The organism is Pseudoalteromonas luteoviolacea (assembly GCF_018100925.1).
GTDB classification, from domain to species: Bacteria; Pseudomonadota; Gammaproteobacteria; order Enterobacterales; family Alteromonadaceae; genus Pseudoalteromonas; species Pseudoalteromonas obscura.
In genome coordinates this window covers 250,962-266,835 of the sequence record NZ_JAGJEH010000005.1, presented here as the reverse complement: position 1 = coordinate 266,835, position 15,874 = coordinate 250,962, and the positions used below count along the sequence as shown (strand labels likewise).

The following is a 15,874-nucleotide window of genomic DNA, read 5'->3' as shown; positions in this document are numbered from 1 at the left end:
TCCCTATTTTTATGTTATAACATATCCCACAAGTAACCCCGATGTAAACTACTCAACTGAATTAATTTCAATTAGCTTAGTTGGTTAGTTAAATATTGAAACAATATATTTACAATTAAACCAGGTGCAAACAGAGACATTTTCATGGGAATAAATAAAAATAAGTCTTATTTTCATATACATACAAAGCGAATTGCGATTTTGCTTGTGGTGTTAGTAACAGGTGGTTCAGCATGTGCAGCGCTACTGAAATTTGGTAAAAAAAGTGCGGCGATAACACCGCCTGTGGATACTCGTCCCCATGTTGTAGCCCAACCACTCAATGTTGTCGATTATCAAACAACACTGTCACTATCCGGTGTATTACAACCTGCCGAAAAAACGGACGTCGCTTTTGAACTTGGCGGTAAAGTCGCGTGGCTAAACATGAAGTTTATTGAAGGTGGCATTGTCAAAAAAGGGGAAGTATTAGCAACACTTGACCCTTTTGACTATGAAACAGAAGTAAAAGACAAACAAGCGGGTGTCGCATTAGCCCAAGCGCAGCTCTCAGAAGAGCTAGCCAAAGCTGAGGTAGCAAAGAAAGAGTGGGCTCACACATCCAACACCACAGCGCTGGCCCTTAGGAAGCCCCAAGTTGCCAGTGCAAAGGCACATCTAAAAGCAGCTCAGGCCAGCTTAGACAAAGCGGAGCAAAATCTTTTCAGAACAAAATATTACGCACCTTATGATGCGCTGATACTCGGTCGAAACACCGGCCTAGGTCAGGTGGTTTCCAAAGGTCAGAGCTTAGGGCAGCTGGCCAACTTAAAATATGGTGAAATCCACGTCCCAGTCGCTGGTTTTGACCGTCCATTTTTACCTGAACTCCCCGCCGATAACGTCAAAATCAGCGTCGATAATTTTGCTCGATTGGGCACTTTAACACGCCATATAGGGCGTTTTAGTGAGCGTACTCGCATGGCTTACTATGTAATTCAAATTGACGATCCCTATGCACTTAACAATGATAAATCGCCTCTGTATTTTGGCCAGTTTTTAGAAGCCAGTGTATCTGGGATCACACTAAAAAATGTACTAAAAACCCCTCAAGCACAACTAAAAGATAACGCGGTGTGGTTATTATCTGCAAATAACGAGCTGATCAAATATACCACCGAAGTCATTCGAAAAGAGCACGACTTTGTGTTGTTAAAAGCACCAAGTCAGGATAACTATCAATTGGTTACTCAGCTCCCTGAATATCCGCAAAACGGTATGCAGGTCAAGTTGCGAACTGAGCGGCTGCAACTTGCAGAGAAAGGAGATAGACAATGAACCAGCGACAAGGTCTGATAAGTTACTTTGTACATCACCCTGTTGCAGCTAACTTAATGCTGTTGTTGATTGTGTGTATGGGTTTGCTTAGCTACAACAGTATTCAGCGCCAAACCTTTCCTTTGTCTGAGAGCAATAAAGTGACAGTCAGAGCAATACAGCTCGGAGCATCTGCAAAAGAGATCGAAGAGAATATCCTACTTAAAATTGAGCAAGCACTTAAACCCCAAGTTGGTGTAAAACGCATCATTAGCACAGCTTCCCCCTCCCGCGGACGAGTTGAAATTCAGTTGCACAATGGCGAAGACATGGCATCACGACTAGACGAGATAAAACTCAAACTAGACAGTATTGCCACATTCCCTTCAAATATGGACCCCTTGCTTGTCTATGAAAATGTTCAGCGCCAAAGAGCATTTAGCGTCGTCGTCTCAGGGCTTGAAAACCCAGTTGCACTCAAACAACTCGGCGATGAAATGAAAGATGAGCTACTGCAACTTAAAGGGATCTCCTATGTTGATTTATCAGCAATGCCTGATTACGAAGTTGCCATTGAAGTTTTACCTAACAAGCTTAGAGAGTATAACTTAACGCTTTCGCAAGTTGTCTCGGCACTGCATGCACAATCAGACAATCTCTCGGCAGGTCAAATAAAAACAGCCAGCGGCAATATCTATTTAAGATTGGAACAGCGCCAGTATTTCGGTGCAGGTTTAGCCGAAGTGCCGATACTGACAGGCATGTTAGGCGAAAAAGTGTATCTTAAAGACATTGCCAATATTAAAGATGGCTTTAAAGAGTCACTCAATCAAGGCCGCTTTAATGGCAAACGCGCTCTATACATAATGGTGTTAGCATCTAAAGAGCAATCATTAACTGCTGTCGTTGATACTGTTAAACCATATATTGAGCGCAAGCGCCAAACACTCCCAAGCGAAGTAGACATTTATGAATTTGTTGACGTGACCTATTACCTCGATGGCCGCTTAAATATGATGCTGACCAATTTAGCTCAAGGTGCCATCCTGGTATTTATAGTGCTGGCGGTATTTTTGCGCACACGTTTGGCATTGTGGGTCATGGTGGGCTTACCTGTCGCCATGCTAGGCGCATTTTGGCTGATGCCATTTTTGGGGATCACCATTAACTTGGTATCACTCTTTGCGTTTATTATGGTACTTGGGATCGTTGTGGACGATGCCATAGTCATAGGCGAAAGTGTCTGTGATCAAATTGAGCACCACGGGCATTCAAATACGCAGGTAATACTCGGAGCCCAAAAAGTTGCAATGCCCGCCACGTTCGGTGTACTCACCACCATTGCTGTTTTTATGCCTTTTATGCTCAGTACTGGCCCTAATTCAGGCCAATTTATTGCCATTGCTGGTGTATGTATTTTGTGTTTGTTTTTCAGCTTGATTGAATCTAAATTGATTTTGCCAGCGCATTTAGCCGCAACCCCTATGCCTACCCAGCCTGACAACCACTGGCGTGTGCGCTTCAACAACAAATTCCAGCAAGGTTTGTACAATCAGTATGTACCGCTGCTAACACGCAGTATCAATCACCGCTATGCAGTGATCATTGGATTTGTTTGCTTATTTGTCTTTGCTGTGAGTTTATTAATAAGTGGTCAGGTGCGTTTCACACCGATCCCAAAAGTTCCTCACGACTATCCATCGATTAATATTCAAATGAATCACAATGTGTCAGAAGCCCAAACGCTCGCCGCAGTCGCGCAAATAGAAGATGTAATTCAACGTGTTGAGAGAAATATTAAAGCTGAAACAGGAAAAGGCATGGTTGAAGCTATGTATACACGTGTCGATCATCTCACCGAAGCTGAAGTAGTCACTCCGCTGATCCCTGAAGCCGACCGTCCTTTTGATACTTTTGAATTGGCTAGGCGCTGGCGTGAGCAACTACCTAGTATCCCAGGGGTGAAAAAACTCACGATCGAATCAGACGTCATTGATATCGCAGAAAAAGGTGACCTTCAGTATCAGCTATTTGCCCATGACATTGCGACTTTACAACTCGCTAGTAAGGATTTCATCGACAGAGTGAATGAAATACAAGGGGTTCATAGCGTCTTCTCTTCTTTAGATAGCGCACAAACCGAATATCAGGTAAAGCTAAAGCCACTCGCTCATCAGCTGCAACTCACGGCGAGGGACGTCACGCAACAAGTATCCGCTCGATTTTACGGTATTGAGATGCAACGCGTGATGCGTGATGGTCAAGAAGTTGTATTCATGGTCAAAGGGGTGGAACAAAATCGCGAACGAATAAGTGCTTTAGAGCGCACCGTGATCAGCCTTAAAAACGGTGAACAGGTCTTCTTTGGAGATGTTGCTGAAACAGTAGAAGTGCCAGGGATATCCGTTATCACCCGAGAGCAAGGCCATCAAGTGGTTACCATCAGTGCTAATGTTGACCAACAGCAAACAGCGTTAAAGCAAGTCTCCGATGTAATCGAAGATAAAATACTGCCCGAGTTAAGTATTAAATACCCAGAGCTAATGACACAGCTGGGTGGCGACTTACTTGCACAGCGCAAGGAACAGAGCCAAGTAGTCAGTTTTGCCATCGTGGGGCTGCTAGTTGTCTACCTTTTATTAGCGTTACCACTGCAAAGTTATGTGCAACCTCTCATCGTCATGTCTGTGATCCCATTTTCCTTGGTCGGTGCGCTGTGGGGCCACTATTTCTTGGGATACAGTGTCAGCATGATGTCTATTTTTGGGATAGTTGCAGCAGCTGGTGTTGTGATCAATGACTCGCTTGTTATGACAGATGTGATAAACAAAAACAGAACGAACGGCTTGGATATGACAGAAGCCGTCATCCGTGCTGGCGTATCACGTTTTAGAGCTATCTTATTGACCTCATTGACCACCTTTCTCGGATTAGTGCCTATTATGTTTGAATCTAGTCTGCAGGCGCAATTTGTCATCCCTACCGCCATTTCGCTAAGCTTCTCAGTTGTGTTTGCGACTGTAGTTACGCTGGTCTTGGTGCCCTGTTTATATGTTGTGATAGAAGATATCAAACGACTATTTATCTTACTGAAAAGCAGTTTGGCTACGCAACAGGCATAAAAAAATGCCTTGGCAGGGAGACTGACCAAGGCATTTTTTTTGAGACTTATCGGTTCACGTCAATTAGAATTGATAAGACGTCGAAACTAAGATTTTACGAGGCTCGCCCGGCTGTACCCACATCTGAGTATACGAATTCGTATAGTGCGTACGATCAAATGCATTGTGTACTTGTGCTTTTACTGACCAGTTGTCACTCAGATCATATTGTGCAAAAAAGTTTGCAGTCACATAAGATGGTAAGTAGAAGTCTGAACCACGCTGACCAAGTCTTTCATCTACATATTGTAAGCCCCCGCCCACTGTCAGTGCATTACCACCAACCTCATAGTACTGGCTCAGCTGTAGACTTGCAGAGTGCTCTGGAATATTGAGCAGATCGTCACCCTTTTTAATTGCTGCAAAAATACCTGTATCTACATAGTCTTCTTCAACTTGCGCATCTAACAACATGTAAGAGAATCGAATTTCAATATCGGCAGGTAATTGACCAGCAATGTCGAGCTCATAACCTGCGCTACTAGCTTCACCAATGGCAAGGTGGCTGCCTAGATTCTTGGTGTCCGCAACAATGATGTTCTTCTGTTCACTGTCGAAATACGCAAACGTAATGTCTAAATTATTGTCAAGTAAAGACCATTTACTACCAAACTCGATCGATTCCGTTTCGTTTGGATCAAAAGCACTGCCTTGGGCGTTGGCACCAAAGTTTAGTCGGTAACCTTCACCATAGGTCGAGTATAAAGACCAATTGTCCGCCACTTGAAATACCACGCCAAGCTGTGGGCTAAAGCGGTTTTCAGACTGTTCAGTGTTACGGCCTTTTACCTTGTCTTCTAAAGTTTGCTTTAATGAGTCAAAGCGACCACCTATACGGACCGAAAGCGCATCAGTTAATGCCATTTGGTTCTGAATATACAAACCAGTTGCCCATTGATTTTGCTGACGAACAATCGCAGGAACGCGTGTTCCAGGTGTAAACTGACCATATACAGGCTTGTGCACATTTATCGCATACATTTCTGCGTCTGTTGGATTTAACTGCAACGGCTTACCACGCGCGACAAGATAAGAACGATCGTATTCAAACCGGTCGTAATCCACACCCACAATAATATTGTGCGTGATAGCACCTGTTTCTATTTCACCAGCGAGTTCAAAACGTACAACATATTGATCAGTGTCATAATGGCGCTCACGGTGCTGACGCGCTAGAGTTTGGCCATCTAGATAAAACTTTTGGAATTGAGGCGCGATTTCAGCATCGCTTGAAAAACTATCTAGCTCAGTTTGTCGATACGCAGCGGCGGAGCTAAGCGCCCATGTTTCATTAAGGTCGTAATCCCACTTTAGCTGATGGCCAAGTACACTTGTGGTCGTTGGCCCATCTCCAGGCTCCCCTAAAAAGCGTTCAATTGGCATAAAATCAAAGTTACCGCCAAGTGCGATAATGCCACGATCAAACGGGATCTCATGCTCAGCGTATTCTAATTCATAAGAAATACTAGAACGTTCGCTTTGTTCAAACAATAGTGAAGCCATAAACCCTTGCTTTTGCGTCTCAATGGTGTCGCGGAAACTATCTTCTTCTTGATAAAAACCAATAAAGCGACCAGCAACATCATCAGCAAGTACAGCGTTTACATCGGCTTCTAAGCGACGGTGAGCGCGACTACCAGCTGTCAACGCAATCGAGCTTGCAGAGTCAAACGTCGGTTTTTTTGTCACCAAGTTAATTGAACCACCCGGCTCGCCACGACCATATAAAGCAGCCTTTGGTCCTTTCAATACTTCGACACGCTCGATACCTGATACATCGCGCGGCCCAGAAAACCCTCGTCCAGCATTAAAACCATTGACTAAATAACCACTGGGTACATTCTCATCGCCAAAAAAGCCACGTATAGCATAACTATCCCAAAGCCCGCCCAAACTGTTTTGACGGCTAACAGATGCTGACATGTCTAAAACATCTGTCAGGTCAGTTAATCCCGTATTTTCAATGAGCTGTGAGTCGAATTCGAAAGTAGATTCAGGTGATTGCAAGTGTGTGAACTCACCTCGATAAGCTTGGCGTTCACCGGTGACTTCTATTTTTTCAATACCGTTGTCGGCGTGAGCAGAGAAAATAGCAGCAAGTGACAGAGAAAGTACGCTTAAACGACAAGCATAGTTTAGGGGTTTCATTACAAATCCTTTATTTGATATGTTATAACGTTTTTGGGTACTTTAGCATGTGTCAATGCGAGTGTTAAGGATTATCGTTTAAGTATTTGTTGCAAAGTGTTTTTCTGTTTTTATCGAGCTGGCTGCCAGTCCCCTAACCAGCTTCGAACTTTTCGAGCGCTGTAATAATGCGTAATGTTTTTTTCTCCCTTTCTTGCTCTAACTTGTAAATACAGCTTTCTTTTAAGTTGAAATAGCTGTCTCTAAGCAACAAACCGTCAAACTGAAGGAGCAAGAAAATGTCACATGTCATACCCAAAAAAACCAGTGATCAAAGTGTTAGCTTGTTGTCCTCTACGCAAACTTCGTCTTTGCCAGGAGTGGAAACCTTAACCCAATACAGAGAGAACCAAATGCGTGAGCCTCGATGGGACCATGTTAGTATTGGCGTTAGCAAAGCAGATTTAGACAACAACTTTGAGTTTTTAAACGGAGCGGTCTTAAACCGTAGTGCTGATGAACAACTGCTGCTAACCACCACAGGGCTATTTGGCCCGATCAGAACAGGCACCTTAGTTCACTTAGACCCTAACGCCGACAACCTCGTTGTACAAAGCGAATGTGCGCCACTTAATCCTGAGGCCGATCTAGTTACACGCTTAAACCGACTGCATGACGAAGCAACACACAACCCTCCTGGTAATAAACATGCGCTCAGTGTATCTGGGTTTTGGACATCAGCGACAGATGGAGGTGGGATCCCAGGCTTAGATGGCGCATCTAATGTATTTGGTAGTACGGGCCAGCTAATCTGCGACACCGAACACCTTGAGTTCCCAGTACTCACATACGGTAGTGATGCTAAATCTCAACAAGAGTACTTACAAACACTTGCCTACTACGGTGGCACTTTGTTAAGACCTAAAGAAGAATTTGCATTAGGGTTTATTCAAGATTTGTGGGGGATCCAATATGATCAAAAGCTCCCGCAATATGTCACCGACTATCAATTTGGCGAGCATAAAGGCGGAGGCCTATTTGTAGAGCACCACCCATTTCCACATATTTGGCTGCCAGCAACTGGCTCTGATCCCGTTTTCCATAGAACCACTAAGTCGCGAATATTGCTGGGTAGACGACGAGATATAGACCACGAAGATGGTTACTATCGTACGGTTAAAACACAGCATTTTCATTTTACGCTATTTGAAGTACCAAATGACGGTAGTGCACTCGCCATCAGGCCTCAGTGCATTCATAACGACAGCTTTACCGATGGAGCCCAAACGGTATTCTTAGCAAATACCCCAGCTAACACCGTTGCAATAAGGCAAAGTGCACCGTTGACAGATATGACGTTTGATAAATATACGACCATGGATATGTGCAAATAAAGATATAGTATGGCGGCAAAGCGACGATGAGAAATATCAGGCGCAACTGAGTTTTTGTGAAGTAAAAGCATTGCCTTGACATCGCATTACTCTTTTAAATAAGAAGCTAGCTGTACTGAAATTAAGTGGAAATATTGCGGTTTTTTACGAAGTTCATTGAGAGTAACCTTTTACTTAAGCCATTACTCTCTTACATCACTTTTCTATTCTTTATTTCCTTGCAATGATAACGTGCTTTGCAATGTATTTTGCGGTCCAACTTTTGCCGCGCCGCCAATCAAATACAGAGTATTATTCAGTGTCACAGAACCATGACCATGCCGTGCCTGTGGCATATCGGGTAACGTCTCCCACTTGTCTGTATTTGGGTCATAGCGCCAAGCATGTTTAAACGCTTTTCCCAATTTCCATTGGTGGTTAGGACCAAACACTTCTCCGCCTGTCACAATCACTTTGCCATCAAGTACACTGGCTGAAAGCCCCGCCGAAGCCACAGGTAGCGGGCTTATTGTGGTCCATGTATCCATTTTTGTATCATAGACTTCCGCATGACTTAAATTTTTGCTGCCTTCACTCGCGGAACGCCCACCAAACACGTAAATTTTGTCGTCAATCACGGCACTTGCTGCGGAATTTCGTTTAATCGAAGCAGGCTTCGCTTTGCGCCAATAAGCATTGTTGACCAGAACATAGTGGGCGTTTGAGTCGACATTTTTGCCTGTTTCAGAAGAGATTGTTTTGCCGCCAATAACGTGAATATACTTTCCGACGTTGGCATACACTGATTCTGCGAGAGGGATTGGTAAAGTAGGCCCAGAACGCCAAGCTTGAAATTTACCATCCAACCTGAACACAGACTTTTTGATTTGCCACGCGTTGCTTTTAGGCCCGGAGTAGCCACCAATACCATAGACATAGTGTCGATTACTAACCATGCCCAAATGATGACGCGGCTCGGGCAGCGATGGGGCTTTTTGCCATTGACCCGTTGGCGGATTCAAAATATACACATCTTTGGTTGGCCCAAGTCCAAAAAATGACGGTGACTGGGACGGAGTAAATCCTCCGCCTGTGATTATCCGCTCTTTAAATACAGCCGGATAAACTTCTTGAAATGCAACGGGTAAGCTGGGGGCTTGCTGCCAATCATTAACGCTGTTTTCAACTGCTTTAGTACTTGACCAAACACTGCCCGAAGCTAAACCACTTAGCACTATACAGCTTTGTACCACTAAATTGACTTTCGCAGATAAACAACGCATTGGCACTCCTTAATTTTGGACTAAAAATTTATACCGACGATAGGGATTACGGGATCAATATACACGCTCGCTTATCATCAATTTTCGACTATTGATAAATAACACATCCATTACAATAGTAGATAGAAATGCGCCAAACCGCTGTAAATTCAGTTAAACACCAAATCATTATGGCCATGAATATTCAAAAGATGTTGCTGTGGTAGAAGCCTAATTGCAGCGAATGAAGCTCACAGTAACTTAGCAACTAGCTCCCTACTTCCTTAAAAAATAAATCTACCACTTAGTCTTTTTAAATTATCGCTAACAATTGGCAAGGCCGCTAAAATCAGTCAATAAAATTGATTAATCTAGTCATTACCTTCTGCTCATAAATTTATTAATTAAAATTCAATAGCCTGACTCCTTCATCTTTACATGGGTGTTACACATACATACTATACTGCGAGTTTAAATCTACTATATCTAGTATGAGGGAAATTATGGATGTTTTAGACACCGTCATCTACTCCGGAATGTGGGGCGCAATCTTACTTGCACTTGTGCAAGCTGTGAACAAGCCCAAACAGCCACAAACAACTTACCTCATCGCGCTTTTATTCTTGCTACTTATACATGTTAGCGGAGAGCTCGTTATTTATACTGGAGCATATCAGTACTTCCCAGCTTTAGTAGGCATGCAAATGCCAGTCCGTATCCTGCTCGGCCCCGCGTTGTTTTTTTATGCCTGTGCAACTATGTCACCAAGTCTGTCTATTTCCAAGAAAAGCTACGCTCTGGCCATGATTGGGCCCGTGGTTGCGATACTTGTGATGCTGCCATTTGCAATCGGATTCACATCAGAAGAAAAGCTCGCTTTGGCGGATCCCGCGACGCGTAATCCAGAGCATTTTAAAGTTGCCTTGTACACCTGTGTCGCAAATATGCTGGTATTTATGGTGTTCAATGCCTTTTATTTCATTAAAGCACTGCAAGTTCATGCTAAGCATCGCCAGCAATTAATGGAGCGCTTTGCAGAAATACAATCCAGATCACTGGACTGGTTTAGGATCATGTTGATGCTGTGGGGGATTGTTTGGCTTTGCTACTCACTCTCTTACATTCCAACTTTAACTGGTTGGAAGCTACCGTGGTTGAAGCTTCTGCCGCTTTTTGAGGCCGTCGTTTTACTCGCTTTTGCGCAATTGGCACTCAATCAACCTATTTTAACTAAAGAAGATAAAGGAGAACCCGTGTCTGCACAAACCAGAAGTGCAACTTTAAGTCTAGATAAAATGGATGCAATATCAGACGAACTGAAAAATATTATGAGTGAACAACAACTCTTTATGGATGAAGAACTGTCTCTCAACAAGCTCTCAAAAGCCATTAGCGTAAGTGAAAACCATATCTCAGAAACTTTGTCGCAAAGGCTAAAAACTAATTTCTTCCAATTCGTAAATGGATATCGAGTGGCAGCGGCCGAAATACTTTTACAAGAAACAGATAAACGCGTCTCCACAATTCAATATGAAGTGGGTTTTAATTCAAAGTCGACTTTTAATACTGCGTTTAAAAAAGCAACAGGTTTAACACCATCACTATATAGGAAGCAAGCCACGTTAGTAACTCACTAAAAAATATACGAATAAAAAGACCGAACGGGCCCATTCGGACGATTTACTGACGATAAACGACAACAATAGAACCATCTTATAAACGCACCGTCGGCATACACAACTTTAAAAAGCACGCCGGCGAGAAAAAATAAAAAGGGTTTTATTTATGTCTAATTCACTTGCAATACGTTTTGCCGGATTACTTATCCTGATCTCTACCAGCTCATTTATGTATGCTGATTCCATCATCTATGAGCTGCTCACTAAACCAGACTTTTTAGAGCAAGCCGCCCTAAACAGATCATCACTTGCATTCGCAGCCTTATTAGAATTTATAAATTGCGCAGCGGTTATTGGCATGTCTATTCTGATTTATCCGACTATCAGGCAGTATAGCGAGCGTGTCGCCATCGGCTATGTCAGCGGTCGCATAATAGAAGGTGCAACCTTAATTACAGGCGCAGTCACGCTGATGACACTTATCGCCATGGGTAAGCAAATAATCGATAATCCAGATGTGTCTAGCGAGTACCTTTATATGATGGGCAGTGCGCTCAAATCTGAGCGTTGGTTTGGCTTTCTAATGGGGATGTTTTCTTTAGGCTTGTGTGGCTTTTTACTCAACATCACTTTATATCAGTATCGCTTAATTCCAAGAGCCATCTCTGTGCTTGGTATGGTAGGTTACGCGATTTTATTACTAAAAGTTGCTTTTGATTACTTTGGTGTGAGTTTTTCAGGCTCTTGGATGTACATCCCAGGAGGGTTATACGAGTTAATTTTCCCTCTTTGGATGATTTTCAAAGGCTTTGATTTAAGCGCTAAACCCAAGTCCTGCTCATAATAACAATAAAGCCCTCCAAGGAAGCTATATAAGGCTTCCTTTTTATATTCAACCTCAAACTGTTCTAATATCAAAAACATGTATTCTGGTACGCAGAACATCATATTTAAGCATAAAACTCTAACATCATTCATTCACCAACGCGTTCTTATAATCGCATTTATGTACGCTGCTGAACCGCCGGAAAGGTGATCTCGAAACATGCCCCCTTGTGCGTGCCTGGTAAATAACGAATGCTGCCCTGCAATACATAAGTCACCAAGTTAAATACCATATATAGACCCAGACCGACCTTGCCCTGATGTCGGGCTGTAGTATAAAAAGGTTCAAACATATGCGCTACGGCTTGCTCTTTAATGCCTCTCCCATCGTCTGCAAATAACATGTTTACATGCCCATCTTTTAACTTTACCGTAATCAGAATATGACCCGCTTTTCCTTCAAACCCATGCAGTGATGCATTTAGATATAAATCCTCTAAGATTTTTGCCAATGCTTGCGAATCACATTGTATTTGAAGGTTTTTTGGGCAGTCAATTTCTACCACCACACCACTCCCTTTACCATGAAATGCAGTAATACCTTCAATAGACGCTTTGAGATCTATGGTCGTTTCGTTACCAACGTACTCCTGTGCCGAAGCTTGTTTGAATCGCTTGATCAATTGCGCTGCGCGCTCTGTGTTGCTGTCTATTAGCTCGATACTCGATAGCGACACTTCAAGAAATGCGTTGGTATCACTCAGAGTGAGTTTGCTGTTCTCAAGTTTAGCTTTAAATTCGTATAACTCTTTTAATAAAATTGAACTTGCCGTCACCGTCGTGCCAAGTGGTGTATTCAATTCATGTGAAACCCCCGCAACCAAACGCCCAAGCGAGGCCATTTTTTGCGCTTCTACCAAATTCGCCTGTGTCGAGGTAAGTTCATCTAAAATCTGCGCCAATTCATCCCGTGACTGCTTCAAACTGACGGTGCGCTCTTCAACTCGCTTCTCAAGTGTTGCGTTTAGTTCTGCTAAAGCCAATTCAGATGCTTTAATGTTAGAAATATCCTTAATCGTGCCACTCACTCGCAATGGCGTTCCATCAGCGCTGCGCTCAGTAACTTTGCCGCGATCCAATACCCACATCCATCCGCCACCTTTGGTCTTTACACGATAACTCACTTCATAAAATTCACTGTCTCCTGCTAGATGGCAATGAAACCTTGCATGCAAATCAGCATAGTCATCTGGATGAACTGATGACTCTAATGCGTTTAGGTCTGAGCCAATCTGTTCACAGGGCAAGCAAAGGTTATGCATTCTATTGTCGCGGACAATCAAGCCTGTGTCTAAATCCCAATCCCACAGCTCATCTCCACTTCCCCAAAGCGCATGCTTGAGACGATCTTTGACTTTGCTTACTTGTCTAAGTGCAGCTTGCTCAACGCTCAGCTGCTTGCTTTTATTGCGCCAGAAATATGTAAAAGATAAAAAGCTGAATATAAATAGCATGGCGATCAATATCATCACTTGCTGTACAGATTGCTTATCTATTTCAAGATCTTTTATCCGATTTTGTTGCACTAGACTGGCAATTTCCCGCTCTTTTTCATCAACACCAAACTCGATTGCCAAGGCGCTGATCCGATATTGGCTATTTTTTTCATTCCAAGAATTTTGAAGTGCCAAATAAGCTTGCATATAAGACAATGCTTGTTGAAATTCGCCCTGTGCTTTGAATATATCTGCAACTTCAAGCTGGCAATCCATTAGTAATGCGTCCCTTTGATGCTCCCGCGCGATTTTAATTGCAACCATATACGCATCAATGGCTTTTTCGGGTTTATTTTGTTTAAGGTAAAGCTGGCCTAAAGCTTGATGGATTTCAGCAAGCCTATCTTCCCAAGGAGAACCGTGATACAAAGGAATACTTTTATTCAGATAGTCTTCGGCCATAACCAACTGGCCAGTTTCAATGTATAAACGCCCTAGGTCGAGAAAAGTTGAAATATTCGGATCAGGGCGGTTAACTTCAGCTTTGAGGGCTATTGCTTGTTTTAGTACATCTTCTGAGTTTTCATAGTCGCCCGCTTCTCGATACACACTACCCAACCGGTTGAGACTATGGATCATGCCCATTTTATATCCAAGCTGAGACTTGATAGACAGAGACTTCAAGTGCATTTCAATGGCTCTATCAAACTTACCGACTTCATCTAAATATGTACCCATATTGCTATAAAAAACGGCTTGTTGATTGGGGTGATCTAACGTGAGTGATATCTGAATAGCTCTATTTTGATGAAACAAGACCTTTTCATATAAATTCATTTTTCGGTAAATCGAGGCAAGACTTTGATGGCTTGAAGCGATGTAAACAGGTTTGTTCAACTTGCGATATAAACTTAAGCTTTGTAAATAACTACCAAGTGCAGCCTCGTAGTCTTGAGTTTTACTGTATAAACGTCCTAAAAGCCTTTTTGCGTTGGCTAAAAAGCGCTCGTATTTATCATTAGTCGCTTGCTCGATAATATCTATCAACCGTGCATTTGCGAGATCATACTTTCGCTGCCTGATCGCAATATCTGCAAGCACCAGCTGCACCCTGAGTTCATTTTCCTTGATACCACTGCGTTTTGCATAGCCTTGTGCTTCAAGTGCTAGAACATGAGCTTGCGCCAAATCACCATAGGAAATATACGCCCGAGAAAAGTAGCTGAGTAATCTAGCCGACTGATCACTATTTGGCACTGAACTTAGCAATGCACGTCCTTTTTCGGCGTATTTAATGGCATCTTTGGTTTTATAGTGAAAGTTTTTGGACACATAGTCGATTATCAATTCCACCTTGTCTGAACCACTGCTGCTCTCTATTTTGCTGATCAAATGTTGATTTTTTAACGCAGTAGACGCCATACAGATACTGCTAAAAACAAGTAAAGCAATACAAAATATAAACATTCTATGCTTCAAGGTTAGTTCGCGTATAGTCAAAACCTATGTTCCATATCTGTGGCACCATCACGATACGTATTTTGAAACGCAGCGCACTTGGTGCAACGACATCATTCGAGTAAGTTTAGCTGGTTGTAGAAAAACTGTTCAATGTAAACTTATTGGGAACATACAATTGAAAAGCTGTACACTCGACCCATATAGATAGTGTTGAAATTTAAAATGGAGTACAGCCTATTTCCCGGCTGAATTTTTAATATGGATAAAAAACTCACCTTTAAGTCATTAAACAAGGCGACCCATCAAGAGCTTGAGCGAATTACCAAAGGGTTGATTAATACCTATGACACCTCGCCACTACGCAAATTAAACTCGGCTCTTGCCATGACTGCTGAGCGCGAAGATATCCGAGCTCGAAGTGATGATTATCAAGACGGTTTTGATGAAGTTCGCTCCCGTAGACAAATTCCTGACAGTGTCCCCGATGAACAGCTGCACGATCAAATCGTGTATTTGCCCAGTGGGGAGATTTGGTTAGCCAGTATATACCGCAACCACATTGACCAAACCATTATTGAAATAATTGGTGAATCTCGAACAGAATATGCCGACTTAAAAATTTATTTACCCGAGATACTGGCGTTTTTCACCTGGTGTCAACCAGAGTTATTGTCTGTTTGGTCCAAACCCAACAGCCAGCACTTTGATAGCCTGTTATCGTTAAGTGGTGCGCATTTAGAAGATTGTTTTTGGGGTGCTGAAATCGATCATATACCCTTGGCAGCAGCGGATGATGTAACGCTGCGTCCACTAGATATGGAAACAGACTGGCACTGGTATAAAACAGAATATGATCTCTTCCACAAAGAAACATCTGAGCTGAAGGAGCGTGTCGAAATCGAAGATAAAGAAACCTTTGAAGAGGCATTGAAACGCCAACTTCTTTTTGTCGCAGAATCACATCACCAACCAGCACAAAAAATTGGCATCATTATGTTAGAGCCTTGCACTGAACTTGGGTATAACGGCGTTTTAGTCAGTGACTTTATTATTGCTAAAGCTTTTCGAGGCCAAGGGTTGGCTGTTAAAATTCAAGCCGCAACTTTAAATAGATTAAAGCAAAAGTATGACTTTTTTTGCGGCTACATATACGGTGGCAATGGCGCATCACTGCAAAATGCCAAAAAAAACCGACATTTACTGAGAACAGAAATCACATTGCCCATTGAGCACTTCATTTCGGTTTAAAAGTCA

At 42.7% G+C, this 15,874-nt stretch carries 9 protein-coding genes; 6 read left to right on the top strand and 3 right to left on the bottom strand.

All coding sequences use genetic code 11. The annotated features are described in order from the left end of the window. The first annotated feature begins 144 nt into the window (after nt 1–144). The gene (locus J8M00_RS12645; protein WP_211010626.1) at nt 145–1,317 is read left to right on the top strand and encodes an efflux RND transporter periplasmic adaptor subunit; all 1,173 of its coding nucleotides are present in this window, start codon (nt 145–147) and stop codon (nt 1,315–1,317) included. Further along, on the top strand, nt 1,314–4,418 hold the full coding sequence (locus tag J8M00_RS12640) for an efflux RND transporter permease subunit (protein ID WP_211010625.1): 3,105 nt from the start codon (nt 1,314–1,316) through the stop codon (nt 4,416–4,418). The genes J8M00_RS12645 and J8M00_RS12640 overlap by 4 nt, the downstream gene beginning before the upstream one ends. Before the next feature lie 63 nt (nt 4,419–4,481). On the opposite strand, the gene J8M00_RS12635 is transcribed toward J8M00_RS12640, so the two are convergent. Beyond that, nucleotides 4,482–6,605, bottom strand: coding sequence for a TonB-dependent siderophore receptor (locus J8M00_RS12635; protein WP_211010623.1), 2,124 nt, complete (start codon nt 6,603–6,605; stop codon nt 4,482–4,484). A gap of 278 nt (nt 6,606–6,883) precedes the next feature. On the opposite strand from J8M00_RS12635, the gene J8M00_RS12630 reads away from it, so the two are divergent. Further along, the gene (locus tag J8M00_RS12630; protein ID WP_211010622.1) at nt 6,884–7,978 is read left to right on the top strand and encodes a hypothetical protein; all 1,095 of its coding nucleotides are present in this window, start codon (nt 6,884–6,886) and stop codon (nt 7,976–7,978) included. A gap of 203 nt (nt 7,979–8,181) precedes the next feature. Here the strand turns inward: J8M00_RS12630 and J8M00_RS12625 are convergent, their stop codons facing one another. Beyond that, nucleotides 8,182–9,240 (bottom strand): Kelch repeat-containing protein, encoded by a 1,059-nt coding sequence (locus J8M00_RS12625; RefSeq protein WP_211010620.1) that lies wholly within the window; start codon nt 9,238–9,240, stop codon nt 8,182–8,184. Nucleotides 9,241–9,722: 482 nt separating this feature from the next. On the opposite strand from J8M00_RS12625, the gene J8M00_RS12620 reads away from it, so the two are divergent. Together J8M00_RS12620 and J8M00_RS12615 are read left to right on the top strand one after the other, a co-directional pair. Next, nucleotides 9,723–10,856: a helix-turn-helix domain-containing protein gene (locus J8M00_RS12620; protein WP_211010618.1), complete on the top strand. Its 1,134-nt coding sequence runs from the start codon at nt 9,723–9,725 to the stop codon at nt 10,854–10,856. A 148-nt stretch (nt 10,857–11,004) separates the two neighbouring features. Then, nucleotides 11,005–11,682, top strand: a complete 678-nt coding sequence (locus J8M00_RS12615; RefSeq protein WP_211010616.1) for a DUF4386 domain-containing protein — start codon at nt 11,005–11,007, stop codon at nt 11,680–11,682. Nucleotides 11,683–11,842: 160 nt separating this feature from the next. On the opposite strand, the gene J8M00_RS12610 is transcribed toward J8M00_RS12615, so the two are convergent. Next, nucleotides 11,843–14,581 carry a tetratricopeptide repeat protein gene (locus tag J8M00_RS12610; RefSeq protein WP_211010615.1) on the bottom strand — a complete coding sequence of 913 codons (2,739 nt, stop codon included), beginning with the start codon at nt 14,579–14,581 and terminating at the stop codon, nt 11,843–11,845. 297 nt (nt 14,582–14,878) lie between these two features. Between J8M00_RS12610 and J8M00_RS12605 the strand changes: the two genes are divergently transcribed. Next, a complete protein-coding gene (locus J8M00_RS12605; RefSeq protein ID WP_211010613.1) occupies nt 14,879–15,868 on the top strand; it encodes a hypothetical protein in 990 nt (329 codons plus the stop codon). Nucleotides 15,869–15,874: the final 6 nt, after the last annotated feature.